Below are 24495 nucleotides of genomic sequence, written 5' to 3'. Positions count from 1 at the left end.
ATGGGTTTAGCGATGGCTGAAATAGATGGCATTTACGGATAAAATTTATGCGCTAATAATCGGGGGGAAAGTTACAGAAAAAGCTACTTTGATTTTAATGCTGTAAAATCAGCCCATTGCGAGAGTGAAAAGCATGGGCTTATACAGTATGTTTCAGAATGATAATAATAGTGTTTAACGTTGGTTAAAATAAAACCATTTTTAACGTAAGAATATTATTCGCCTGCGTTATGCGCAGGCGTAATAAGTTATGGCTGCGGCGGTGGGGTTATTTCCACCTCTTTTAGCTGGGAATTTCTGGGCTTAAGCGTCAGCGTCGCGCCAGCCGACGCCAGAATAATCGCCAGCAGACCAAGGCTCTGCTTCAGAGAGAGCGTTTCGCCAAGGAATAGAATTCCTGACAGGGCCGCTACGGCAGGTTCAAGGCTCATCAGCGTACCAAAAATACGCGCCGGCAGACGCGTCAGGGCGACCATTTCCAGCGAATAAGGAATGGCGCTGGAGAGCAGGGCGACTAAAAGCGCGACAGGGATAACGCTCCAGTGCCAGATGCCTGGCTCGGCGAAGGTCAATCCCAGCGGCACAAAGATCACTGAAGCGATTAGAGAACCCATCGCAACGGTTGCCGGGCCATGCTCCGCCCCGGCGCGCGGCCCCGCCAGAATATATAAAGCCCAGCAGGCGCCTGCGCCTACCGCCAGCGCCGCGCCCAGCGGATCGATGGTTTTCATACTGTCGCCGAACGGCAGCAGGAACCAGAGACCGGCGACCGCCAGCGCTACCCAGACTAAATCGAGCAGACGGCGCGTGCCGAGCAGCGCCAGCGTGAGCGGGCCGGTAAATTCCAGCGCCACTGCAACGCCGAGCGGCACAGTACGCAGCGACAGATAAAACAGGAAGTTCATACAGCCCAGCGCCAGCCCGTAAAGCAGCAACGGCAGACGCTGTTCGCGCGTGAAGCGCCGCCGCCAGGGTTTAAAGATAACGCAGAGCATCAAGGTGCCAAGCCCAAGACGCAGCGCGGTAATGCCGGTAGCACCCACCGCGGGAAAGAGAGATTTCGCTAACGACGCGCCGCCCTGCAGCGACAGCATGGCGATTAGCAGCACAGTTACCGAGATAGCTGGCGCAGAGCTTTTACCTGGCAAAGAAAGAGACATCCTGTAAACGCGTCCTTGATGATTAACACAGAGGTAACAAGAGGTTCAGTTTAATCGAAACAGGGGTAAAAGCAGAGGAGGCAATCAGGAAAATGCTGAGGCGAATGCGCGAAATTTAACCCACTTCAGGGCCAGTTCCGTAAAGAAACGTCAGGTTTTTTTAGGAATTAACTTAAACGACAATTTTTCTTCCAGGAAATTCATTGCAGTTTAATGACGAATTTTTCAAGCAAAATGAATAGCATAGGAAGCTTCATTAACTTTCTGTTACACCAAACATTCTGTTAGACAATAATTTGCGGGCAGAGTTTCTTGCTGAGTTTTGTTATATTTTCAGCGTTGTCAGGAGAGAAGTATTATCACATTTGAGGTGGTTATGAAAAAAATTGCATGTCTTTCAGCACTGGCTTGTGTTCTGGCAGTTTCTGCGGGTTCCGCAATGGCGCAGAGCACAGTCACCGGCGGTTACGCTCAGTCCGACTATCAGGGCGTGGCTAACAAAGCGAACGGTTTCAACCTGAAATACCGTTACGAAGACGGCTCTAACCCGCTGGGTTGGATCGGTTCTTTCACTTACACCGAAAAAGATCGCACTGATGCTGGCGTGTACAGCAAAGGTCAGTACTATGGTTTCACCGCTGGTCCTGCTTACCGTCTGAATGACTGGGCGAGCATCTATGGCGTGGTTGGTATCGGCTACGGCAAATTCCAGCAGAACGACACTGTTGTCCGTGATAAAGGCGACTCCAGCGACGTGGGCTTCTCTTACGGTGCCGGCCTGCAGTTCAACCCGTACCAGGACTTCGCTATCGACGTAGGTTACGAGCAGAGCCGTATCCGCAGCGTTGACGTTGGCACCTGGATTGCTGGCGTAGGTTACAGCTTCTAAGTTTTGCTTAGACCAGTTGCAGAAAAAACGGCCCTTTGCGGCCGTTTTTTTTTATCTCTTTTTTAGCTGAACCATGAGTAGTCACGAGGCGCTGGAGCAGAGAAAAAGAGAAAGGAGCAGCCCTGGCAAACGCAGAGGCTGGATAAAGAGGCTGCGCGTTAACCGCGCCAGATTAAATTCGGGCAGTCGCGATCGTTGCGTTTCGTGCCCAGCAGTTTTTCAACCAGCATCAGGCGAAGTGAAAACGGGGAGCGGCTCAGCAGGCAAAGCCATGCCTTCAGCGATGAAGATGAAGCCGGTTGCGCTGTCTGGAAGCATTTGCCGCAGTCAAGGCAGCATTTCATGGTGCTCATATCGACCTCCCAATCAGTAACGTCGTAACAGCAGGCATAGCCCGGCGACAAACAAGAGAAACAGCAGTAATAACAGATAAGGATCCTGCACGATCGTCTCTCCATTGTCAGCGCGTTTGCCTACAATATCGACAAATATAGCACTGGCTATACCCTGTAGCCAATGCTATTTACGAAAAATTTGAGCTTCTTTGTGCCTGGTTTACAATGAGCGCAGCAAATCCGTCTCGCTGCGCGAGCGCGGAGCATAATAAAGAGGAAGCTGAATGAGTCGTCGTGCCAAAACTGGGGTGTCCGCTCCGCAAGGACCCCTGAAAGATATCGAAGAGCATGTCGAAGGATTTCGACAGGTACGCGAAGCCCATCGTCGCGAACTGATCGATGACTACGTTGAGTTGATCTCAGATTTAATTGGTGAATTTGGCGAGGCGCGCCAGGTTGATATGGCAGCGCGACTGGGCGTCTCGCAGCCCACCGTGGCGAAAATGTTAAAACGACTCAGCAGCGCCGGACTGGTCGAACAGGTTCCCTATCGCGGCGTCTTCCTGACCGGGGAAGGGGAAAAGCTGGCGGCAGAGAGCCGCGCTCGCCATCATATCGTCGAAACCTTCCTGCTCGCGCTGGGCATCAGCCCGGAAACCGCGCGGCGTGACTCAGAAGGCATTGAACATCACGTTAGCGATGAAACGCTGGCCGTCTTCCAGAAATTTTACGAAAGCCGTCACTAATCACCGGGCCCGCTAACATGTTAACTGTGCTGCGCACTTTTTTGCATGATCGTATTCTGCATCTGTTGTTAGCGCTTGGCGCGATACTGATTCTGCTGGCAAATTTCCGCTGGGCGGATCTGCCTGGCGCGGTTGACTGGCATACTATCGTTACGCTGACCGGCCTGCTGCTGTTAACCAAAGGACTGGAAGTCAGCGGCTATTTTGACGTACTGGGCGCGCGGCTGATCGGCCGCTTCCGACATGAACGCGCGCTGGCGCTGTTTATGGTGCTGGCCGCTGCGCTGCTCTCCACCTTCCTGACTAACGATGTGGCGCTGTTTATTCTGGTGCCGCTCACCCTGACGCTGCGCAAATATTCGCATCTGCCTTTGTCCAGGCTGATCATCTTTGAAGCGCTGGCCGTTAATGCAGGCTCGTTGCTGACGCCGGTAGGCAATCCGCAAAATATCCTGTTGTGGAGTCACGGCAAGCTCAGCGTGGTGGGATTTATTGGGCAAATGACGCCGCTGGCGGTCTGGCTGCTGGTAACGCTGCTGGCGCTGACGTGGTTCAGCTTTAAGCCGCGCGCGATTGAGAAGCATGGCAATGACGAGACGCGCGAGTGGCAGAAGCCGCTGTTTGCCGTCAGCGTCCTGCTCTATCTCCTGTTTGTCGCCGCGCTTGAGTGGCAGATGACCGGCTGGGCGCTGCTGCTTATCATCGGCTGCTATCTGCTGATGGCGCGCAGGGTGTTGATGGCCATCGACTGGAGCCTGCTGGCGGTCTTTATCGCGATGTTTATCGACGTCTACCTGCTGACGCATCTGCCGGTTGTGCAGCACCATTTCGATGCTGTGTCACGCTTCAGCGACGGCGCCGTTTATCTGCTGGCCATCGGTCTGTCGCAGATAATCAGCAATGTGCCCGCCACTATTCTGCTGCTGCAAAAAATTCCGCCTTCAGACGTTTTTGCCTGGGCGGTAAATATCGGCGGCTTTGGTTTGCTACCTGGGTCGCTTGCTAATCTGATTGCGCTGCGCATGGCGAAAGATCGTCGCGTCTGGTGGCAGTTTCATCTCTTCTCTCTGCCGATGCTGGCCTGGTCGATGCTGAGCGGCTGGCTGCTGCTGCGCCTGCTGCATTAACTTTCGCTGCGCTTAAAAAAATGTTGCAGGATGTGCCCCTTTTGTCTGGAAAAGTCAAGAAGCGCTGGAAAATGTCAGTTTACCATCTACTGTTTATCTGACCTTTTATGCCCTGGAATTAGGGCGTTAGCTATGCGGAACTGACTATGAGCAACAATGATAAAGGCGAATCCCATCAGGACGATGTAAAGAAAGAGCAGGATCCTTCCAGCGAACAGTCTGAACAGAATAACGATCAGCCTGAGCGCAAAAGACCCGGCAAAAAACCGCTGATCATCCTCGCTATTGTGGTCGTGATCATGCTGATAGTCGGTTTCTGGTTCTGGTTCACAACGCGTAACGAAGAGAGTACCGACGACGCCTTTACCGAAGGTGACGCGGTCACAATCGCGCCTAAGGCCTCTGGTTACGTGGTGAAGCTGCTGGTCAAAGATAACCAGCGGGTGAAAAAGGGCGATCTGCTGGTTGAGATCGACCCGCGCGATACTCTCGCTCAGCGCGATCAGGCCAAAGCGCAGCTTGGCCTGGCGCAGGCGCAGCTGCATCAGGCGCAGGCGCAGCTGGCACTCTCTAAAGTTCAGTATCCGGCGCAGCGCGATCAGGCGCTGGCCGATCAGGCGAAAGCGCAGGCGAACCTGTTAAACGCTGAAGCGGACTATCGCCGTCAGCGCGGCGTTGATCCCCGCGCCACCAGCCAGCGCAATATCGACACCGCTGCCGCGCAATTGCGTTCGGCCCAGGCGCAGCTGCAGAGCGCTAAAGCGCAGGTGGAAGTCGCCTCGCAGGTCGCGCTGCAGATCCGTCAGCAGGAAACCAACGTGGAAGCGCGCCAGCAACAGGTCGCGCAGGCGCAGGCGCAGCTGAATACCGCTGAGCTGAACCTTTCTTATACGCAGGTGCGCGCGCCGTATGACGGCTTCGTCACCAAACGCAACGTGCAGCTCGGCACGCTGGTGCAGGCGGGCAGTTCGCTCTTTTCGCTGGTGTCGCCCGATATCTGGATCACCGCTAACTTTAAAGAGTCGCAGCTGGAGCGGATGAACCCAGGCGACAAAGTGGCGATTAGCATCGATGCCTGGCCCGATATGCAGCTGGAAGGGCACGTTGACAGTATTCAGATGGGCTCCGGTTCACGCTTCTCTACCTTCCCGGCGGAGAACGCCACCGGCAACTACGTGAAGATCGTGCAGCGCGTACCGGTGAAAATCGTTATCGACAAAGGGCTGGATCCAAACCATCCGCTGCCGCTCGGCCTGTCGGTTGAACCTAAGGTTACCGTGGAATGAGCCAGGCGCAGAGCTGGCAGCCCTCCAGCAATCCGTGGCTGGTGGCGGTGACCGTCACGCTGGCGGTGTTCATGGAGATCCTGGACACCACCATCGTTAACGTGGCGCTGCCCCATATTGCCGGTTCGCTCTCCTCCAGCTACGACGAATCGACCTGGGTGCTGACCTCTTATCTGGTGGCGAACGGCATCGTACTGCCTATCTCCGCCTTTTTCAGTCGGCTCTTTGGCCGCAAGCAGTTCTTCCTGATCTGCATCGTCATGTTCACCATCTGCTCGTTCCTGTGCGGCATCGCCACCGAGCTGTGGCAGATCATCCTGTTCCGCGTGCTGCAGGGCTTCTTCGGCGGCGGTTTGCAGCCGGTGCAGCAGTCGGTGCTGCTTGACTACTTTAAGGCGGAAGATCGCGGCAAGGCGTTCGGTCTCTCCTCGATCGCCATTATCGTTGCGCCCGTTATCGGGCCGACGCTCGGCGGCTGGATCACCGATAACTACAGCTGGCGCTGGGTCTTCTTTATTAACATCCCTGTGGGTATTTTGACGGTGCTGGCGATCTATCAGCTGCTGGAAGATCCGCCGTGGGAGCGCAAGTGGGCGAAAGGGCGGCTGAAGATCGACTATATCGGCATCGGGTTAATTACGCTGGGGCTCGGCTGCCTGCAGGTATTCCTCGATCGCGGCGAAGATGAAGACTGGTTCGCCTCACACTTTATCGTGCTGTTCGCCACGCTGGCGCTGGTCGGCATCGTCGGCGCGGTTTACTGGCTGATGTATGCCCGTAAGCCGGTGGTGGATATTCTGGTGATGAAAGACCGCAACTTCTGGGTGTCAGGACTGCTGATGGCGGGCATGGCGATGATCCTCTACGGCAGCTCGGTGGTTCTGCCGCAGCTGGCGCAGCAGGATCTTGGCTATACCGCTACCTGGTCGGGGCTGGTGCTGTCGCCGGGCGCTATCCTGATTGTGCTGACCATCCCGCTGGTCATAAGCCTGATGCCGCGCGTGCAGACGCGCTATATCATCGCCTTCGGCTTTACCTGCCTGACGCTGGCGTTTTTGTACTCCTCAACCCTGACGCCCGATGTCGATTTTAAAACGCTGGTGCTGATGCGCAGCGCGCAGTCGATTGGGCTGGGTTTTCTGTTCGTGCCGCTGACCACCATCGCCTTTATTACCATTCCGCAGCGGCTCAACGCCGATGCGTCGGCGCTGTTTACCATGTTCCGCAACGTGGCGGGCTCTATCGGTATCTCGCTCTCAACGGCGGCGATCACCGAGCGCGAGCAGGTACGCTCGGCGCATATGGTGCATAACATGACGCCGCTTAACGAGCAGTTCAACATTACCGTACAGCACTGGTCGCAGGCGATCCGCGACTTCACGTCGGCGGTTGGCGATCCCACCACGCTGGCGGCTGGTCAGCTCTATCAGGTGATGGTGGCGCAGTCGCGCATTCTGGCGTACATCGACGTCTTTACGGGCTTAAGCATCATCGCCCTGATCTTGATTCCATTTTGTTGGCTGCTGTCGCCGATTAAGAGCGAAGGCAGTGCAGGAGCACACTGACATGAAGGTTACCTTTACACGCCAGGTGGCGAGACCGCTCAGCCTGCTGACGCTGGCGCTCTGGCTGGCGGGCTGCGCCGTCGGGCCTGACTACGAAGCGCCGAAGCCGCAGCTGCCAGGGGGCTATCATCTGCTGGACGCGCAGCAGGCGTCGAAAACCGAGTCCGGCGCCGTCGGCACGCGCTGGTGGCAAACCTTTAACGATCCGCAGCTCAACAGCCTGATCGATCGCGCTATTGAAGGCAACCTGACGCTGCAGCAGGCGGTGCTGCGCATCGCAGGCGCACGTCAGGAGCTGGCGCAGGCGCGCGGCGGTCTCTTTCCCAGCCTGAACGGCAGCGCGAAAGTCACGCGTCAGCAGCTGGGGCTAGAGGGGCTGCTGAAAGCGAACGGCGTCACCGACCAGCTCGACAGCGATACCGCCAGTCAGCTAAGCAGCCTGGAGCAGCCGGTAACGCTCTATCAGGGCAGCTTCGACGCCAGCTGGGAGCTGGATTTGTGGGGCAAAGTCCGTCGCCAGGTCGAACTGGCCGATGCGCAAACCCAGGCGGCAATAGAGCAGCGCAACGACGCGCTGGTCTCGCTGGAGGCTGAGGTGGCGCGCGCCTACCTGCAGCTGCGCGGCGCGCAGGCGACAATCGCCACGCTGGAGCAGCAAATCGCCGTGGCGCAGCAGAGCTGGGAACTCACGCAGAGCCAGCAGCGCAACGGGCTTGCGCCGCTTACCGATGTGGAAAACGCGCGCGCGCAGCTCAGTTCGCTGCAGGCGCAGCTGCCGCAGTATCAGTCGCAGGCGCGCCAGGCGATGAACGGGCTGGCGGTTCTGCTGGGCAAAACGCCAGGGGCGCTGGATAACGAGCTTTTCGCGCCGAAAGCGATGCCCGCGCTGCCGCAAATGGTGCCGGTCGGCATTCCCGCCACGCTGGCGCGTCGACGCCCCGATATTCGGCAGGCCGAGGCGACGCTGCATGCGCAGACGGCGAATATCGGCGTGTCGGTGGCGCAGCTTTTCCCCAGCCTGTCGCTCACCGGCCAGCTTGGGGTACGCAACACCGACGCCAGCTACCTCGACAACTGGAGCAGTCACTTCTATTCCGTCGGCCCTTCGCTGTCGATTCCGATTTTCCAGGGCGGCCGTCTGGTTTCCAGCGTCAGGCTGGCGCGCGCCCAGCAGGCCAGCGCAGCGCTTGACTACCGGCAGACGGTGCTGACCGCGTTGCAGGATGTGGAAAACGCGCTGGTGAGCTATCGCGCCGATCAGGCGAGGGCGACGGCGCTGGACGAGACTACAGGTTCGCTGCAGCGCGCCTTCGATCTGGCCAGCGACAGCTACCGGCAGGGCATCTCAACCTTTATCGACGTGCTGGATGCTCAGCGTCAGCTGGCGCAGGCGCAGGAGCAGGCGACCCAGGCGCGCATGCAGAGCGCGCTCGATCTGGTCGCGCTCTATAAAGCGCTGGGCGGCGGCTGGGAGACTTACCAGAACGTCACGCTGCCGCAGTTCGACGTTTTTGGCCCGGCGGCCCGCGCCAGCTAACCTCGCTTTTTTTCGGCTGCGGCGTAGGTCGCAGCCGACTTCCTCAACGCCATACCTGCCTGGTGCTTTGAAATAAAAATTCCTTTTATACCTGTGTGTGGTTTTTTTGCTCAGTACGAAGCGTTGTGACGGGTAAAGCATTACTGCTCATAAGTGTGATCTCTGGTGCAAAAATAAGCGCAGCCTATGACCCAACGCGCAAAACTAATATTTCATATTTTATCTTTGCGATAAAAACAATCTATTTTCACTGGATACCTGCACAACACCAGGAGATAACATGTCCAGAGAAACTTACCTTACGCTTAATAAAGCCTCAGGGCCGAACAGCAACACCCGTACCGAACCCTTCGTTAAAATTATCGCCGTCGTCGCCACGCTTGGCGGCCTGTTATTTGGTTACGACACCGGCGTGATCTCGGGTGCACTGCTGTTTATGGGCCCACAACTTCAGCTAACGCCTTTTACTACGGGTCTGGTCACCAGCAGCCTGCTGTTCGGCGCCGCCTTTGGCGCGCTTCTGTCAGGCCACTTCGCGGCAGCGGCCGGGCGGAAAAAAATTATCCTCGTTCTGGCCATTATCTTTGCCATCGGTGCGCTTGGTACCTCAATGGCACCCGATGTGGAATGGATGATTTTCTTCCGTCTGGTGCTGGGCGTCGCGGTCGGCGGCGCGGCAGCCACCGTACCGGTCTACATTGCGGAAATCGCGCCGGCTAACCGACGCGGCCAGCTGGTCACGCTACAGGAGCTAATGATCGTCTCCGGTCAGATGCTCGCCTATATCTCTAACGCGGGGTTTAATGCTGCCTGGGGCGGCGAAACGACCTGGCGCTGGATGCTGGCGGTCGCGACGCTGCCAGCGGTGCTGCTCTTTTTCGGCATGTTATTTATGCCGGACACGCCGCGCTGGTACGCTATGAAAGGACGGCTGGCCGAGGCGCGCAAAGTGCTGGAACGGACCCGCGCGCCCCAGGATGTCGACTGGGAGCTGACCGAGATCGAAGAGACCCTGGCCGAAGAGGAGCAGCAGCGCCCGCGCTTGCGCGAACTGCGTAAGCCCTGGCTGTTTAAGCTGTTTCTTATCGGCATGGGGATTGCGGTAATCCAGCAGCTGACCGGCGTAAATACCATTATGTATTACGCACCGACCATGCTGAAGGCGGTCGGTATGGACGACAGCGCGGCGCTAATTGCCACCATCGCCAACGGCGCAATCTCGGTGGTGATGACTTTAGTCGGTATCTGGCTGTTGGGAAAAATGGGGCGCCGTACCCTGACCATGCTCGGCCAGTTCGGCTGCACCGCCTGTCTGGTGTTTATCGGTTCGGTAACATACTTTATGCCTGAAACCGTTAATGGCCAGCCCGATATATGGCGCAGTTATATGGTGCTGCTCGGCATGTTAATGTTTTTGAGCTTTCAGCAGGGCGCATTATCGCCGGTCACCTGGCTGCTGCTGTCTGAAATATTCCCGACGCGCCTGCGCGGTATTTTTATGGGTGGCGCGGTATTCTCTATGTGGATCGCCAATTTCCTTATTTCGCTCATGTTCCCGGTTCTGCTGGCAAGCGTCGGTCTGGCGGGCGCGTTCTTTATCTTTGCGCTGGTCGGCATCGCAGGTGCGATATTTGTCATTAAGTGCGTACCGGAAACACGTAACCGCAGTCTGGAGCAGATCGAGCACTATCTGCATGAAACGCTCTCGAATAACGAAGAGCCTGCCCCTAAGCCATTGGGGCGACCGGTAAATAAAACATCATAATCAAAGGTTATCAATTGTGGTCAGAGCCGGCGCTTGCGCCGGCTTTTTTTTATCCATTCGTGCCGACGTTTGCTCTTTTTCTTCCTTTTTTCTGGTTAACCTCAACGCAACAATCGCAGGGCGCAAGGTAAGAGAGTATTCGTAAAATCCGCCTGTAAAGCGCTTTATATCGGCACTCTGGACTTAGACGATTCGCTATTAAAGCCGTAAACCGGCAATGAAAACGATTTCACTCTTCCGCTTTTATCTGCAAGGACATTGCTAATTCATCGTTAATAACACATTGAGAATACACTTAAGTTTTTGCATGGAAATTTTACGATCTGCCTTCGGAATTTTCTGTAGTAGAAAATTAATTTATTTTTTTATTTGAATTGGGTAATCTTGTCGCTACAGTTTTATTAACCCCCTTAGTCAAGGACATTGTAATGAGTGACGCATTTAAAGTTCTGAACAACATTCGCACATTACGTGCACAGGCACGCGAACTGCCATTAAGCGATCTGGAAGAAATTCTGGAGAAATTAACCGTCGTCGTTACCGAACGTCGTGAAGAAGTAGAAGCTGAAGAAGCGCAGAACCGCGCAAAAGAAGAAAAGCTGTCTAAATATCGCGAAATGCTGCTGGCTGATGGTATCGATCCAAATGAATTACTGGGCGCGCTGGAAACCGGTAAAAAACGCGCCAAGCGCGCGCCGCGTCCCGCCAAGTATTCTTATACCGACGAGAACGGCGAAGTAAAATCCTGGACCGGCCAGGGCCGTACCCCAGCGGCAATTAAAAAGGCGCTGGACGCTGGCAAAAGCCTTGACGATTTCCTGATCGGCTAAATTTACCCAATCCTTGCAAGTGGGAGCCGGTGGCTTAAACAGCCATCGGCTTTTTATTTTTCCCCCGCTGCCAGCGGCTTGCCTCAGGCCGCACGCCTGGCGCTGGCATGCGCAAGGCGATGTCTGGCATAATGGCCGCCGTTTTTTCCTTCACTCAGCCATAAAGGTTAATGCCGTGTTAGTAAGCAGCAATATCACCATGCAGTTTGGCAGCAAGCCACTGTTCGAAAATATCTCCGTAAAATTTGGCGGAGGTAATCGTTACGGTTTAATCGGTGCAAACGGCAGCGGTAAATCCACCTTTATGAAAATCCTCGGCGGCGACCTGGCGCCAACCGGCGGTAATGTCTCTTACGATCCCAACGAACGTATCGGCAAGTTAAGGCAGGACCAGTTTGCGTTTGAACAATATAGCGTGCTGGACACCGTCATCATGGGCCACCATGAATTGTGGGAAGTAAAGCAGGAGCGCGACCGCATATATGCTTTGCCGGAAATGAGCGAAGAAGAGGGCTATAAAGTCGCGGACCTCGAAGCGCTTTATGGCGAAATGGATGGCTACAGCGCCGAGTCGCGTGCGGGCGAGTTATTACTCGGCGTCGGTATTCCGGTCGAGCAGCATTATGGCCCGATGAGCGAAATTGCGCCGGGCTGGAAATTACGCGTGCTGCTGGCGCAGGCGTTATTTTCAAATCCTGATATTTTGTTACTGGATGAACCAACCAACAACCTGGATATTGATACTATCCGCTGGCTTGAGCAGGTGCTGAACGAGCGTGAAAGCACCATGATCATCATTTCGCACGACCGTCATTTTTTGAATATGGTCTGTACGCACATGGCGGATCTCGATTACGGCGAATTACGTGTTTATCCAGGTAATTATGACGAGTATATGACAGCGGCCACTCAGTCGCGCGAACGTTTATTAGCGGATAACGCCAAGAAAAAAGCGCAGATCGCCGAGCTGCAATCTTTTGTCAGCCGCTTTAGCGCCAACGCCTCTAAATCGCGTCAGGCGACTTCGCGCGCGAAACAAATTGATAAGATCAAACTGGATGAAGTTAAAGCGTCCAGCCGTCAAAATCCTTTTATTCGTTTTGAACAAGACAAAAAATTGTTCCGTAACGCGCTGGAAGTAGAAGCGCTAAGTAAAGGTTTTGATAACGGCCCGCTGTTTAAAAACCTTAACCTGCTGCTTGAGGTCGGAGAAAAACTGGCGGTCATCGGCGCTAACGGTATTGGTAAATCCACCCTGCTGAAAACGCTGGTGGGCGAACTTGAGCCAGACAGCGGCAGCGTTAAATGGTCGGAGAACGCGCGCATTGGTTATTATGCGCAGGATCACGCCGCCGACTTCGCTGACGATCTTAGCGTCTTTGACTGGATGAGCCAGTGGAAGCAGGAGGGCGATGATGAGCAGGCGGTGCGCAGCATTCTTGGCCGTCTGCTGTTCAGCCATGACGATATCAAAAAGCCAGCGAAGGTGCTCTCCGGCGGTGAAAAAGGGCGCATGCTGTTCGGCAAGCTGATGATGCAGAAACCCAACATCCTCGTTATGGACGAACCGACAAACCACCTGGATATGGAGTCGATCGAGTCGCTGAATATGGCGCTGGAGATGTATGAAGGCACGCTGATTTTCGTTTCGCACGACCGTGAGTTCGTTAGCTCGCTGGCGACGCGCGTGCTGGAGATCAAAGAGGACCGCGTGATCGACTTTACCGGCAACTACGAAGACTATCTGCGCAGCCAGGGTATTTACTAAAAGTCACCCTCTCTTTTGCCAGATAACATTAAGGGGTAGCCTGAGCTACCCCTTTATCATTTATGGCCACACACTTCGCAGTGCGCATCCTGCGCTACCTTCACGCTGCGAAATTCTGCGCTCATCGCGTCATACATCAGCAGCCGCGACGTGGCGGGCGTGCCAAAGGCGGTCAGTACCTTAATCGCCTCCATCGCCTGCATTGCGCCTGTGACGCCAACCAGCGGCGCCATCACTCCCGCCTCGACGCAGCTTAGCGTCTGCTCGCCAAACAGACGGCTGATACAGCGATAGCAGGGCGTACCGGGCTGCCAGTTGAACACGCTTATCTGGCCTTCCATACGAATCGCCGCGCCGGAAACCAGCGGCACGCGCCGCGCCCGGCAGAGCCGATTAAGCTGTTCGCGTATCTGCACGTTGTCGGTGCAGTCGAGCACAACCTGATGTCCGGCAATTAACGTCTCAAGCGCATCCTCTTCCAGCAGGCCGTTAACGGTATCAATATGCACATGCGGATTGATAGCGGCCAGGCTCTCAGCCGCCGAGTCAACCTTGGCGCGGCCGATATCTGCGTCGTGATGCAGGATCTGACGTTGCAGGTTAGACAGCGCAACGGTATCAAAGTCGAGCAGCGTCAGCGCGCCCACGCCCGCCGCAGCCAGGTAGGGCGCAGCCGCGCAGCCGAGGCCGCCGAGGCCGACAACCAGCGCGCGGCTCGCCTTGAGTTTTTCCTGGCCGTCGAAGTCGAAACCGCGCAGCACGATCTGGCGGTTATAGCGCAGCATCTCTTCATCGCTGAGTTCGGGCAGCATTACCCCTCCAGCAGCGCGTTAAAGGGCTCAACCTCAACCCATTCGCCCGGCTCCACCGCGCCGCGCTCGCGCTCCAGCACGATAAAGCAGTTGGCGGCGGCGAAAGAGCTAAAGACGTGCGAGCCCTGATGACCGGTGCTGCGCACCTCCAGTTCGCCGTCCGCGCCGCGGCTCATGACGCCGCGCTGAAAGTCGAGGCGGCCCGGAGATTTTTTCAGGCGCGAGGCGGCGCGCGCGCGCAGGCGCGGCGGCAGCGGGGATTCGCTCTGGCCGGTCAGGGCGGCAAGCAGCGGCTGTACCAGCTGATAAAAAGTGACGGCGGCCGAGACCGGATTGCCGGGCAGCCCGCAAAACCAGCTGCTGGCGAGGCGGCCAAAAGCGAAAGGTTTGCCTGGCTTGATGGCCAGCTTCCAGAAGGTGATGACGCCCAGCTCGTCGAGCATGGTTTTGGTGAAGTCCGCTTCGCCCACCGAAACGCCACCGGTGCTGATAACCACATCGGCCTGACGATCCGCCTCTTCAAAGGCGCGGCGCAGCGCCTGCGGGTCATCTTTAATAATGCCCATATCGATCACCTCGCAGCCGAGCTTGCGCAGCATCAGCGAGACGGTAAAACGGTTGGTGTCGTAGATCTGGCCCGGCGCCAGCGGCTGGCCCACCGGCTGCAGCTCATCGCCGGTGGAGAAAACCGCGACGCGCAGCTTGCGCAGCACGCTTACCTCAGCGAGGCCGAGCGAGGCGAGCAGCGGTAATTCCGCCGCGCCGAGGCGCACGCCCGCCGCCAGCACCGGCTGATCGCGTCGGATATCTTCGCCTATCAGGCGGATATTTTGCCCGGCCTTTACCGGCGCGTTAATCACAATGCCGCCGTCGACCTCGCGCGTCTCTTCCTGCATCACCACCGCGTCGCAGCCAGATGGCACCGGCGCGCCGGTCATGATGCGCACCACGCTGCCCGCTGGCCAGTCGCCGTTAAAAGGCGCACCGGCAAAGGCTTTGCCCGCCACCTGAAGCGGCCGATCGGCCTGAATATCGGCCAGCCGCACAGCGTAACCATCCATCGCCGAGTTATCAAAGGGCGGCACATCGATGGGTGAGGTAACCGGCAATGCGGTAATGCGGCCAACTGCATCGGCCAGCGGCACGCTGACGCGATCGCGGAGAGGCTGAAGCTGCGCCAGCATTTTCGCCTGCGCCTCTTCAAGAGAAATTAACCCTGCGGTAAAGCTTTCCATTGTGTTTGCAACCTGTGTTAAGACAGTTGCTGCCTATTATGGTGCTAATTGTCAGCAGAGTCACATTTCCGCTGCGGCATAAGCCACAACAAAAGGTTATGGCTGCCGCGCCAGTTTCCTCTTTACAAGTTTTGACAGGCTTTCTATAGTCAAAAATCATTTAATTTGGCTGAAAACCATTTTAAATCAGTGTTTTCACTCCGGTAAAAGGACAGGGCAAGCGTTATGGTCAAAGCAGTCATCGCCATTCACGGTGGGGCAGGCGCCATTACGCGCTCGGCAATGAGCGCAGAGAAAGAGCAGGCGTATCGTCAGGCGCTTACCGATATCGTCACTGCGGGACAACGCATGCTGGCACAGGGCGCCAGCGCGCTGGATGCCGTGACCGAGGCGGTACGGCTGCTGGAAGAGTGCCCGCTGTTCAACGCCGGCAAGGGCGCGGTCTTTACCCATCAGGGCACCCACGAGCTGGATGCCTGCGTCATGGATGGCCGCACGCTGGAAGTCGGGGCGGTGGCGGGCGTGTCGCGCCTGCGCAATCCGGTGCTGGCGGCGCGCAAGGTGCTGGAGGTCAGCCCACACGTGCTTTTTATCGGCGCGGGCGCAGAGCAGTTCGCGCGGGATAACGGCCTGGAACAGGTCGAGCCCGATTATTTTTCGACGCCGGAACGCTGGGAGCAGCTGCAGCGCGCGCTGGCCAGCGACGAAATGGTACTGGATCACGACGGCGCGGCGAAAGCGGGCGACCCGCTGGATCCCGACCGTAAATTCGGCACCGTCGGCGCGGTGGCGATCGATGCGGAAGGCAACCTGGCCGCTGCGACCTCGACCGGCGGCATGACCAATAAACAGGCGGGCCGCGTTGGCGACTCGCCGCTGCCGGGCGCGGGTTGCTACGCCAGCAACGACACGGTGGCGGTCTCCTGTACCGGCACTGGCGAAGTCTTTATCCGCACGCTGGCGGCCTATGATATCGCCGCGCAGATGCGCTACGGCGGCCACTCATTGCAGCAGGCCTGCGTAAACGTTATCCACGACGCCATCCCTGAACTGGGCGGCAGCGGCGGCCTGATCGCCGTCGACCGCTTCGGCAACGTAGCGCTGCCGTTTAACAGCGAAGGCATGTATCGCGCTTTTGCGCGCGTGGGCGAAGAGGCTGAGGTCGGCATCTACCGCGAAGGCTAAGGAGCAGGCATGACGCAGCAAATGGCGCCGGAGCAGGTTCTGGCGGTACGCAATCTTAACGTGCGCTTCAGCCATGAAGGGCGCGTGACGCAGGCGGTGCGCGACCTCTCGCTGGAGGTGCAGCGCGGCGAGACCCTGGCGATCGTCGGCGAGTCCGGCTCCGGCAAATCCGTCACTTCGCTGGCGCTGATGCGGCTGATCGAACAGGCGGGCGGCGAAGTCAGCGGCGATATTTTGCTGCGCCGACGCAACGGCGATCTGCTGGACGTGGCGCGCGCCACCCCAGGCGTGATGCGACGCGTGCGCGGCGCTGACATGGCGATGATCTTTCAGGAGCCGATGACCTCGCTCAATCCGGTATTCACCGTTGGCGAGCAGATCGCAGAATCTATCCGTTTGCATCAGGGGAAAAGCCATCAGCAGGCGCTGGCGGAAGCGCGCCGGATGCTCGATCTGGTGCGCATTCCCGAAGCGCAGGGCGTGCTGTCGCGTTATCCGCATCAGCTCTCCGGCGGCATGCGTCAGCGCGTTATGATTGCGATGGCGCTGTCGTGCCGTCCTGCGCTGCTGATTGCCGATGAGCCGACAACGGCGCTCGACGTAACGATTCAGGCGCAAATCCTGCAGCTGATCCGCGTGCTGCAAAAAGAGATGCATATGGGCGTGATTTTTATCACGCACGATATGGGCGTAGTGGCCGAAATGGCGGACCGCGTACAGGTGATGTACCGCGGCGACGTGGTGGAGAGCGCGCCGGTGCAGCAGCTGTTCGACGCGCCGCAGCAGCCTTATACCCAGGCGCTGCTGGCCGCGGTGCCTAAACTCGGCGCGATGAGCGGCCAGCCGTTGCCTGCCCGTTTTCCGCTGCTGCACGCCGGAGCGGAGAGCGAGCCGGAAACGCCGCAGGACACGGCGCGCCGCGATATTCCCCCCATTTTGCAGGTGCGCGATCTGGTGACGCGCTTTGATATTCGCGGCGGGTTGCTTAACCGCGTCAAACGTCGCGTGCACGCGGTAGAGAAGGTGAGCTTCGATCTCTACGCCGGTGAGACGTTGGCGCTGGTCGGCGAATCAGGCTGCGGCAAATCCACTACCGGACGCTCGCTGCTGCGGCTGGTGGCGAGCCAGGGCGGCACTATCACCTTTAACGGTCAGCGTATCGACACGCTCTCCGGTTCGGCGCTGGCGCATCTGCGCCGCGATATCCAGTTTATTTTTCAGGACCCTTACGCCTCGCTCGATCCGCGGCTGACGGTGGGCTTCTCCATTATGGAGCCGCTGCTGGTGCATAAGGTTATGCCGCGCCGCGAGGCGGAACAGCGCGTGGCCTGGCTGCTGGAAAAGGTCGGGCTGCTGCCGGAGCATGCACAGCGTTATCCCCATGAGTTCTCTGGCGGCCAGCGCCAGCGTATCTGTATTGCGCGCGCGCTGGCGCTCAATCCAAAAGTGGTGATCGCCGATGAGTCGGTGTCGGCGCTCGACGTGTCGATACAGGCGCAAATCGTCAACCTGATGCTCGATCTACAGCGTGAATTCGGCATCGCTTTCTTGTTTATTTCCCACGATATGGCGGTTGTGGAACGCATTAGCCATCGCGTGGCGGTTATGTATCTGGGACAGATCGTTGAAATGGGGCCGCGGCAGGCGGTATTTGAGGAGCCGCGTCACCCCTACACCCGCAAGCTGATGGCCGCCGTCCCGGTGGCGGATCCGGCGCATCGTCGGCGCGAGCGCGCGCTGATGGTCGACGAGATCCCCAGCGCCGTTCGCGCGCTGGGCGACGAGCCTGAGGTCGCGCCGCTGATTGAGGTTGCGCCAGGCCACTTCGTTGCGCGCCATGCTATCAGCAGCACCTGACATCACAATCACACTAAGCAGGGATTACAGGAGAACACGATGCACAACACAATGCGTAAAGGGTTACTGGCTGCGGGCGTGATCGGCGCCATGGCGGCGCTGCCCGCCTGGGCGGCAAAAGACGCGGTTATCGCTGTCGGCTCGAACTTCACCACGCTCGATCCCTATGACGCCAACGATACGCTGTCGCAGGCGGTGGCGAAATCATTCTACCAGGGGCTGTTCGGCTTCGACAAAGATATGAAGCTGACCAACGTGCTGGCAGAAAGCTATCAGGCAAGCCCGGACGGCCTGACCTATACCATCAAGCTGCGTCCGGGAATTAAGTTCCAGGACGGCAGCGATTTCAATGCTGAAGCGGTCAAGGTCAACCTTGAGCGCGCCAGCAACCCCGATAACCATCTCAAGCGCTATAACCTGTTTAAATATATCGCCACCACCGAGGCGGTAGATCCTACCACGGTAAAAATTACCCTGAAGCAGCCTTTTTCTGCCTTTATCAACAACCTGGCGCACCCGGCTGCCGCGATGATTTCGCCGACCGCGCTGAAAAAATATGGCAAAGAGATTGGTTTTCATCCGGTTGGTACCGGTCCCTATGAGTTTGTGACCTGGAACCAGACCGACTACGTGAAGGTGAAGAAGTGGGATGGCTACTGGAAAAAAGGCTATCCGAAACTCGACAGCATCACCTGGCGTCCAGTGGTGGACAACAACACCCGCGCGGCGATGCTGCAGACCGGCGAAGCGAACTTCGCTTTCCCGATCCCTTTCGAGCAGGCCAAACTGCTGGAGAAGAATCCGAAGCTGAAAGTAGTGACGACACCATCGATTATGCAGCGCTATATCAGCCTGAACGTCACTCAGAAGCCGTTCGACAACCCGAAAGTGCGTGAGGCGCTGGAGTATGCAATCAATCGTGAAGCGCTGACCAAAGTTGCCTTTGCCGGTTATGCGACGCCTGCGACCGGCATTGTGCCGCCGACTATCGACTTTGCGCAAAAATACCCGGCGATTCAGTACAACCCGGCCAAAGCGCGCGAGCTGCTGAAGGAAGCAGGCTACCCCAACGGCTTTGAAACCACGCTCTGGTCGTCACATAACCACAGCACGGCGCAGAAAGTGCTGCAGTTTACCCAGCAGCAGCTGGCGCAGGTGGGCGTGAAGGTGAAAGTCACGGCGATGGACGCCGGTCAGCGCGCCGCCGAAGTTGAGAGCAAAGGACAAAAGGAGAGCGGTGTACGCATGTTCTATACCGGCTGGTCCGCCTCTACCGGCGAAGCTGACTGGGCGCTGACGCCGCTATTCGCCACCACGTCCTGGCCACCAGCCATCTTTAACACCGCGTTTTACAGCAATCCGCAGGTGGATAAAGATCTGGCCGATGCGCTGAAAACCACGGACCGCGAGCGCAAAGCCAGCCTCTATAAAGATGCGCAGGATAAAATCTGGAACGACCATCCGTGGATCCCGCTGGTGGTGGAGCAGCTGGTTTCTGCCAACAGCGCGTCGCTGACCGGGTTCTATATGATGCCCGACACCTCATTCAGCTTTGACGAGGCCGATCTGAAGTAATCCGACCGGCCAGCCCGCATGGGCTGGCCGTCGCTGCTCAGGATTTCGCATGCTTAACTATTTTATTAAACGTCTGTTCGGGCTCATCCCGACGCTGCTGATTGTGGCGGTGCTGGTGTTCCTGTTCGTCCACCTGCTGCCGGGCGATCCGGCGCGTCTGATCGCCGGTCAGGACGCCGACGCCACGGTGGTGGCGCTGGTGCGCCAGGAGCTAGGGCTGGATCAGCCGCTGCCGCAGCAGTTCTGGCACTTTATCCTGAATGCGCTGCAGGGCGACTTCGGCCAGTCGCTGGTGTCGAAGCGTCCGGTGTCCGAAGAGATCGCTACGCGCTTTATGCCTACGCTGTGGCTGACGCTGGCCAGTATGATCTGGGCGGTAATATTCGGCATGGCGATTGGCATCGTCTCTGCCGTATGGCGCAACCGCTGGCCGGATCGCCTGGGCATGACGCTGGCGGTATCGGGCATCTCCTTTCCCGCCTTTGCGCTCGGTATGCTGCTGATGCAGATTTTCTCGGTCGAGCTAGGCTGGCTGCCAACCGTCGGCGCGGGCAGCTGGAAACATTACATTCTGCCTTCGGTGACGCTGGGTGCCGCCGTGGCGGCGGTAATGGCGCGCTTTACCCGCGCCTCGTTCGTCGAGGTGATGCAGGAAGATTATATGCGCACCGCGCGCGCCAAAGGCGTGCGCGAATCGCTGGTGGTGGTAAAACACGGCCTGCGCAACGCCATGATCCCGGTCGTGACCATGATGGGCCTGCAGTTCGGCTTTCTGCTCGGCGGCTCTATCGTGGTGGAAGTGGTCTTTAACTGGCCCGGTCTGGGCCGTCTGCTGGTTGATTCGGTGGAGATGCGCGATTACCCGGTGATTCAGGCCGAAGTGCTGCTCTTTTCGCTGGAGTTCATCCTGATTAACCTGATTGTCGATCTGCTCTATGCGGCAATCAATCCCGCCATTCGCTACAGGTAAGGAGTCGCAATGAAAAACTGGCGACGCGAAGCGGTGCTAAAAAGCCTGCCGCTGACGACGGAAAATCGGGTTCGTACACCCTGGAGCGAGTTCTGGCGACGCTTTCGCCGTCAGCCGGTGGCGATGGCGTCAGGGCTGTTTGTGCTGCTGCTGATCGTGCTGGCGTTTATCGCGCCGCTTATCGCCCCGTTCGACGCAGAGAACTATTTTGACTATGACCGGCTCAATCAGGGGCCGTCGCTGATGCACTGGTTTGGCGTTGACTCGCTGGGACGCGACATCTTCAGCCGCGTGCTGGTCGGCACCCGCATCTCGCTTATTGCCGGCTTCTTTTCAGTGGCGATTGGCGCGGCGATCGGCACGTTCTTCGGCCTGCTGGCGGGCTACTACGAAGGGGCCTGGGATCGCATTACCATGCGTATCTGCGATGTGCTGTTCGCTTTCCCCGGCATTCTACTGGCGATTGCGGTGGTGGCGATTATGGGCAGCGGCATGAGCAACGTGATTATTGCGGTGGCGATTTTCAGCATTCCGGCGTTTGCTCGTCTGGTGCGCGGCAATACCCTGGTGCTGAAACATCAGACCTATATCGAGTCGGCGCGCAGCATCGGCGCCTCTGACACCACCATCCTGCTGCGGCATATTCTGCCCGGTACGGTGTCGTCGATTGTGGTCTATTTCACCATGCGTATCGGCACCTCGATTATAACCGCCGCCAGCCTGTCGTTCCTCGGTCTGGGCGCGCAGCCGCCGACGCCGGAGTGGGGCGCGATGCTTAACGAGGCGCGCGCCGATATGGTGCTGGCACCCCACGTGGCGATTTTCCCCAGCCTCGCGATTTTTCTCACGGTTTTAGCATTTAATTTGCTTGGCGACGGGCTACGCGACGCGCTCGATCCTAAACTCAAGACATGAAAAAATTCGATTACGAGCAGGACTTTAAAACCATCGACTTCCGCAAGAACCCGGAGCGTTATCAGGTCGGGCGCGGCGAGCAGGGCGTGCTGATGGTGGAACCCTATAAAAGCGAAATATTGCCGCACTGGCGTTTTCGCACTGTGCCGATCGCTAAAGCCTCCGCGGCGAAGATCATGGAGATGTTTGAAGCCTACCGCGCGCAGGATGATTTCGTCGGTATGGATATGGCGCGCAAGTTTATTCAGATGGGGTATACGCGCGCGCGCCGCTACAGCAACCACAAGGGCGGGCGCAAATACGACGCCGACGGCAATGAGCTACCGCGCGGCGTTGACGAAGAAAAGGCCGCTGCGGCGGCCGTTTTCAAAGCGTACTGGGATCGACTGCGTGAAGATCAGGACTATCTGACGCGCAAGCAGGCGCATCAGAAGCTATACGGTTAAACGCGCGTTCCCCAGAGGTCGTACTCGTCGGCGTTCTCGACTTTTACGCGGATAACGTCGCCCGGTTTTACGCCGCGCTCGCCGTTAAGGTAGACCGCACCGTCGATTTCCGGCGCGTCCGCCATGCTGCGGCCGATAGCGCCTTCTTCATCCACTTCGTCGATAATCACCAGGATTTCACGGCCGACTTTTTCCTGCAGGCGCTCGGCGGAAATCTGCTGCTGCAGCTGCATAAAGCGGTCGAAGCGATCCTGTTTCACCGCGTCGTCAACCTGATCCGGCAGCTGGTTGGCGGTTGCGCCTTCCACCGGGCTGTACTGGAAGCAGCCCACGCGATCCAGACGCGCCTCACGGATAAAGTCGAGCAGCAGCTGGAAATCCTCTTCGGTTTCGCCGGGGAAGCCGACGATAAAGGTCGAGCGCAGCGTCAGCTCCGGGCAGATTTCGCGCCAGCGCTTGATGCGCTCCAGCGTACGCTCCACCGCGCCTGGGCGCTTCATCAGCTTCAGGATGCGCGGGCTGGCGTGCTGCAGCGGAATGTCCAGATAGGGCAGGATTTTGCCTTCCGCCATCAGCGGGATAACGTCGTCGACGTGCGGGTAGGGGTAGACGTAGTGCAGACGCACCCAGACGCCGAGCTTCGCCAGCTGTTCGCACAGACCCACCATGCTGGTTTTCACCGGCTGGCCGTTCCAGAAACCGGTGCGGTGTTTGACGTCAACGCCGTAGGCGGAGGTGTCCTGCGAGATCACCAGCAGCTCTTTTACGCCCGCTTCCACCAGACGCTTAGCCTCATCCAGCACCTCGCCGATGGCGCGGCTGTCGAGATCGCCGCGCATCGACGGGATAATGCAGAAGGTGCAACGATGGTTGCAGCCTTCGGAAATCTTCAGGTAGGCATAATGACGCGGCGTCAGCTTAACGCCCTGCTGCGGTACCAGGCTTAAAAACGGATTATGCTGCGGTTTCGGCACATAGGTGTGCACATGGGACAAGACCTGTTCATAGCTGTGCGGGCCGGTAATCTCCAGCACTTTTGGATGAACCTCGCGGATCTGATCCACTTTCGCACCGAGACAGCCGGTGACGATCACCTTGCCGTTCTCATTGAGCGCTTCGCCAATCGCCTCCAGCGACTCCTGCACCGCGCTGTCGATAAAACCGCAGGTGTTTACAATGACGATTTCAGCGTCGTCATAACGCGGCACAACGTCGTAGCCTTCAGTACGCAGCTCCGTCAGGATACGTTCTGAATCCACAAGGTTTTTAGGACAGCCGAGCGAGACGAAGCCCACGCGCGGCGGCAGTGTAGTATTGGTATTGGACATGGCTCTGTTTCCGGGTTCTGCACAGCGATGGCGCGCGATTTTACCTGCGTCTCGCTGAAAATTGTAGCGTTATTTATAGGGGAATTCGTGGGGCATTTCAGACAGATAAGCGGCGCTTGCGGCTGCCAGGAAAGCGAGACTTTGCGCGCCCGTTACGTAAATAAGTGAAAACGTCGCGGCCAGCCATTTACGGGCTAACTTCTGGTAATTTCGACAAAAAATCAACGCTGCCAGGCAGGCAAAAATTGTCAATACTCATAACAGGGTTGAGTTTAATGCGGCCTGGTGCTTAAATCCGGAATTCAAATTTACTATGAATTCAATAATAAGCCGATAATAGGGCAGCTGCGGACGCCTGTCGCCGCAGTCGACTAAGTGGATAATGTGAGAGCGCAATGATGAAAGAGATCGTTAACGGATTTCTGAGTTTTCAACAGAATGTGTTTCCTGAAAGGAAGGATCTTTTCAAAAGCCTGGCGTCGAACCAAAATCCTAAAGCGCTGTTTATCTCCTGTTCTGACAGCCGATTAGTACCGGAACTGGTTACCCAGCAGGAGCCGGGTCAGCTGTTCGTGATCCGCAACGCGGGCAATATCGTACCGCCGTTCGGTCCGGAGCCAGGCGGCGTGTCAGCCACTATCGAATATGCGCTGATGGTGCTGGGCGTGAGTGAAATCATCATCTGCGGCCACTCCAACTGCGGCGCGATGAACGCTATCGCTTCCTGCCAGTGCATGGACACCATGCCCGCAGTCGAACACTGGCTGCGCTACGCCGATGCGGCGAAAACCGTGGTGGAAGAACGCGAATACGAGACGGCGGAAGCCAGACTGAACGAGATGGTGAAAGAGAACGTCATCGCTCAGCTGAACAATATCAAGACTCACCCGTCCGTGGCGCTGGCGCTGCGTAAAGGCAAAGTGCGCCTGCACGGCTGGGTATACGATATCGAGTCAGGCAAAATTATCGCCCTGACCCCGGGCGGCAAGAGCTTTATCTCTCTCTCCGATAACCCGGAAACCTGCTTCGAGTAAGCCTCTCGCCCGCTGCGCATGCAGCGGGCGTTTTCTTTTTGCTTCCCCATGCCTTCCCTTTAGCGTATCCCTGCTTCCCTTCCAGTATGGGATGGCAGACTTTAATCTTTTGTAAAGCCTGAACATTATT

General features: G+C 57.5%; 21 protein-coding genes. 16 read left to right on the top strand and 5 right to left on the bottom strand.

Features of this window, described 5'->3' with window-relative positions; translation table 11 throughout:
• Positions 1-248: 248 nt before the first annotated feature.
• A complete protein-coding gene (rhtA, locus tag MHZ89_RS03735; protein WP_311781904.1) occupies positions 249-1160 on the bottom strand; it encodes a threonine/homoserine exporter RhtA in 912 nt (303 codons plus the stop codon).
• A gap of 376 nt (positions 1161-1536) precedes the next feature.
• Between rhtA and ompX the strand changes: the two genes are divergently transcribed.
• On the top strand, positions 1537-2049 hold the full coding sequence (gene ompX / locus MHZ89_RS03730) for an outer membrane protein OmpX (RefSeq protein ID WP_120451674.1): 513 nt from the start codon (positions 1537-1539) through the stop codon (positions 2047-2049).
• Between the two features lie 158 nt (positions 2050-2207).
• Here the strand turns inward: ompX and MHZ89_RS03725 are convergent, their stop codons facing one another.
• On the bottom strand, positions 2208-2402 hold the full coding sequence (locus MHZ89_RS03725; protein WP_120452843.1) for a hypothetical protein: 195 nt from the start codon (positions 2400-2402) through the stop codon (positions 2208-2210).
• A 266-nt stretch (positions 2403-2668) separates the two neighbouring features.
• On the opposite strand from MHZ89_RS03725, the gene mntR reads away from it, so the two are divergent.
• From mntR to MHZ89_RS03685, 8 genes are all read left to right on the top strand, one after another.
• The gene (gene mntR / locus MHZ89_RS03720; RefSeq protein WP_120451675.1) at positions 2669-3130 is read left to right on the top strand and encodes a manganese-binding transcriptional regulator MntR; all 462 of its coding nucleotides are present in this window, start codon (positions 2669-2671) and stop codon (positions 3128-3130) included.
• Positions 3131-3147: 17 nt separating this feature from the next.
• The gene (locus MHZ89_RS03715; protein ID WP_311781903.1) at positions 3148-4257 is read left to right on the top strand and encodes an SLC13 family permease; all 1110 of its coding nucleotides are present in this window, start codon (positions 3148-3150) and stop codon (positions 4255-4257) included.
• 146 nt (positions 4258-4403) lie between these two features.
• Complete coding sequence (locus tag MHZ89_RS03710; protein ID WP_311781902.1) at positions 4404-5543, top strand: HlyD family secretion protein; 1140 nt, start codon at positions 4404-4406, stop codon at positions 5541-5543.
• A complete protein-coding gene (locus tag MHZ89_RS03705; protein WP_311781901.1) occupies positions 5540-7108 on the top strand; it encodes a DHA2 family efflux MFS transporter permease subunit in 1569 nt (522 codons plus the stop codon). Before MHZ89_RS03710 ends, MHZ89_RS03705 begins: the two co-directional genes overlap by 4 nt.
• Before the next feature lies 1 nt (position 7109).
• Positions 7110-8645 (top strand): efflux transporter outer membrane subunit, encoded by a 1536-nt coding sequence (locus MHZ89_RS03700; protein WP_311781900.1) that lies wholly within the window; start codon positions 7110-7112, stop codon positions 8643-8645.
• Between the two features lie 280 nt (positions 8646-8925).
• Positions 8926-10410, top strand: coding sequence for a sugar porter family MFS transporter (locus MHZ89_RS03695; protein ID WP_311781899.1), 1485 nt, complete (start codon positions 8926-8928; stop codon positions 10408-10410).
• A gap of 428 nt (positions 10411-10838) precedes the next feature.
• Positions 10839-11240, top strand: coding sequence for an H-NS family nucleoid-associated regulatory protein (locus tag MHZ89_RS03690; protein ID WP_311781898.1), 402 nt, complete (start codon positions 10839-10841; stop codon positions 11238-11240).
• 175 nt (positions 11241-11415) lie between these two features.
• On the top strand, positions 11416-13008 hold the full coding sequence (locus tag MHZ89_RS03685; RefSeq protein WP_311781897.1) for an ABC-F family ATPase: 1593 nt from the start codon (positions 11416-11418) through the stop codon (positions 13006-13008).
• Positions 13009-13064: 56 nt separating this feature from the next.
• Here the strand turns inward: MHZ89_RS03685 and moeB are convergent, their stop codons facing one another.
• Both moeB and moeA read right to left on the bottom strand, forming a co-directional pair.
• Complete coding sequence (gene moeB, locus MHZ89_RS03680) at positions 13065-13820, bottom strand: molybdopterin-synthase adenylyltransferase MoeB (RefSeq protein WP_311781896.1); 756 nt, start codon at positions 13818-13820, stop codon at positions 13065-13067.
• On the bottom strand, positions 13820-15055 hold the full coding sequence (gene moeA / locus MHZ89_RS03675) for a molybdopterin molybdotransferase MoeA (RefSeq protein ID WP_311781895.1): 1236 nt from the start codon (positions 15053-15055) through the stop codon (positions 13820-13822). The genes moeB and moeA overlap by 1 nt, the downstream gene beginning before the upstream one ends.
• Before the next feature lie 225 nt (positions 15056-15280).
• Here moeA and MHZ89_RS03670 point away from each other — a divergent pair, with 225 nt between their 5' ends.
• Genes MHZ89_RS03670 through MHZ89_RS03645 form a run of 6 tightly spaced genes read left to right on the top strand, consistent with a single transcriptional unit; the run spans position 15281 to position 22003 of the window.
• The gene (locus MHZ89_RS03670; protein ID WP_311781894.1) at positions 15281-16240 is read left to right on the top strand and encodes an isoaspartyl peptidase/L-asparaginase; all 960 of its coding nucleotides are present in this window, start codon (positions 15281-15283) and stop codon (positions 16238-16240) included.
• Between the two features lie 9 nt (positions 16241-16249).
• Positions 16250-18097: a glutathione ABC transporter ATP-binding protein GsiA gene (gsiA, locus tag MHZ89_RS03665; RefSeq protein WP_311781893.1), complete on the top strand. Its 1848-nt coding sequence runs from the start codon at positions 16250-16252 to the stop codon at positions 18095-18097.
• Between the two features lie 39 nt (positions 18098-18136).
• Positions 18137-19672, top strand: coding sequence for a glutathione ABC transporter substrate-binding protein GsiB (gene gsiB / locus MHZ89_RS03660; RefSeq protein WP_311781892.1), 1536 nt, complete (start codon positions 18137-18139; stop codon positions 19670-19672).
• A 49-nt stretch (positions 19673-19721) separates the two neighbouring features.
• Positions 19722-20642 carry a glutathione ABC transporter permease GsiC gene (gsiC, locus tag MHZ89_RS03655; RefSeq protein ID WP_311781891.1) on the top strand — a complete coding sequence of 307 codons (921 nt, stop codon included), beginning with the start codon at positions 19722-19724 and terminating at the stop codon, positions 20640-20642.
• 9 nt (positions 20643-20651) lie between these two features.
• A complete protein-coding gene (gene gsiD / locus MHZ89_RS03650) occupies positions 20652-21557 on the top strand; it encodes a glutathione ABC transporter permease GsiD (protein WP_311781890.1) in 906 nt (301 codons plus the stop codon).
• Positions 21554-22003 (top strand): DUF4385 domain-containing protein, encoded by a 450-nt coding sequence (locus tag MHZ89_RS03645; protein WP_120451705.1) that lies wholly within the window; start codon positions 21554-21556, stop codon positions 22001-22003. Before gsiD ends, MHZ89_RS03645 begins: the two co-directional genes overlap by 4 nt.
• On the opposite strand, the gene rimO is transcribed toward MHZ89_RS03645, so the two are convergent.
• On the bottom strand, positions 22000-23331 hold the full coding sequence (gene rimO, locus MHZ89_RS03640; RefSeq protein ID WP_120451707.1) for a 30S ribosomal protein S12 methylthiotransferase RimO: 1332 nt from the start codon (positions 23329-23331) through the stop codon (positions 22000-22002). The genes MHZ89_RS03645 and rimO overlap by 4 nt on opposite strands.
• 398 nt (positions 23332-23729) lie before the next feature.
• On the opposite strand from rimO, the gene MHZ89_RS03635 reads away from it, so the two are divergent.
• Positions 23730-24365: a carbonic anhydrase gene (locus MHZ89_RS03635; protein ID WP_311782253.1), complete on the top strand. Its 636-nt coding sequence runs from the start codon at positions 23730-23732 to the stop codon at positions 24363-24365.
• Positions 24366-24495: the final 130 nt, after the last annotated feature.

The sequence above is a fragment of the Pantoea sp. ACRSB genome (assembly GCF_022346905.1).
GTDB classification, from domain to species: domain Bacteria; phylum Pseudomonadota; class Gammaproteobacteria; order Enterobacterales; family Enterobacteriaceae; genus Pantoea; species Pantoea piersonii.
Note: the sequence above shows the minus strand (reverse complement) of the source record. Positions and strands in the feature narration are given on the sequence as shown.

Excerpts from the sequence above, each read along its gene's own strand:
- MHZ89_RS03725 (WP_120452843.1), bottom strand. The coding sequence starts at position 2,402 with ATGAGCACCATGAAATGCTGCCTTGACTGCGGCAAATGCTTCCAGACA.
- MHZ89_RS03645 (WP_120451705.1), top strand. The coding sequence starts at position 21,554 with ATGAAAAAATTCGATTACGAGCAGGACTTTAAAACCATCGACTTCCGC.
- MHZ89_RS03705 (WP_311781901.1), top strand. The coding sequence starts at position 5,540 with ATGAGCCAGGCGCAGAGCTGGCAGCCCTCCAGCAATCCGTGGCTGGTG.
- gsiD (WP_311781890.1), top strand. The coding sequence starts at position 20,652 with ATGAAAAACTGGCGACGCGAAGCGGTGCTAAAAAGCCTGCCGCTGACG.
- MHZ89_RS03700 (WP_311781900.1), top strand. The coding sequence starts at position 7,110 with ATGAAGGTTACCTTTACACGCCAGGTGGCGAGACCGCTCAGCCTGCTG.
- ompX (WP_120451674.1), top strand. The coding sequence starts at position 1,537 with ATGAAAAAAATTGCATGTCTTTCAGCACTGGCTTGTGTTCTGGCAGTT.
- moeA (WP_311781895.1), bottom strand. The coding sequence starts at position 15,055 with ATGGAAAGCTTTACCGCAGGGTTAATTTCTCTTGAAGAGGCGCAGGCG.
- rhtA (WP_311781904.1), bottom strand. The coding sequence starts at position 1,160 with ATGTCTCTTTCTTTGCCAGGTAAAAGCTCTGCGCCAGCTATCTCGGTA.
- gsiC (WP_311781891.1), top strand. The coding sequence starts at position 19,722 with ATGCTTAACTATTTTATTAAACGTCTGTTCGGGCTCATCCCGACGCTG.
- gsiA (WP_311781893.1), top strand. The coding sequence starts at position 16,250 with ATGACGCAGCAAATGGCGCCGGAGCAGGTTCTGGCGGTACGCAATCTT.
- MHZ89_RS03715 (WP_311781903.1), top strand. The coding sequence starts at position 3,148 with ATGTTAACTGTGCTGCGCACTTTTTTGCATGATCGTATTCTGCATCTG.
- MHZ89_RS03670 (WP_311781894.1), top strand. The coding sequence starts at position 15,281 with ATGGTCAAAGCAGTCATCGCCATTCACGGTGGGGCAGGCGCCATTACG.
- MHZ89_RS03710 (WP_311781902.1), top strand. The coding sequence starts at position 4,404 with ATGAGCAACAATGATAAAGGCGAATCCCATCAGGACGATGTAAAGAAA.
- mntR (WP_120451675.1), top strand. The coding sequence starts at position 2,669 with ATGAGTCGTCGTGCCAAAACTGGGGTGTCCGCTCCGCAAGGACCCCTG.
- MHZ89_RS03695 (WP_311781899.1), top strand. The coding sequence starts at position 8,926 with ATGTCCAGAGAAACTTACCTTACGCTTAATAAAGCCTCAGGGCCGAAC.
- moeB (WP_311781896.1), bottom strand. The coding sequence starts at position 13,820 with ATGCTGCCCGAACTCAGCGATGAAGAGATGCTGCGCTATAACCGCCAG.
- gsiB (WP_311781892.1), top strand. The coding sequence starts at position 18,137 with ATGCACAACACAATGCGTAAAGGGTTACTGGCTGCGGGCGTGATCGGC.
- MHZ89_RS03635 (WP_311782253.1), top strand. The coding sequence starts at position 23,730 with ATGAAAGAGATCGTTAACGGATTTCTGAGTTTTCAACAGAATGTGTTT.
- rimO (WP_120451707.1), bottom strand. The coding sequence starts at position 23,331 with ATGTCCAATACCAATACTACACTGCCGCCGCGCGTGGGCTTCGTCTCG.
- MHZ89_RS03690 (WP_311781898.1), top strand. The coding sequence starts at position 10,839 with ATGAGTGACGCATTTAAAGTTCTGAACAACATTCGCACATTACGTGCA.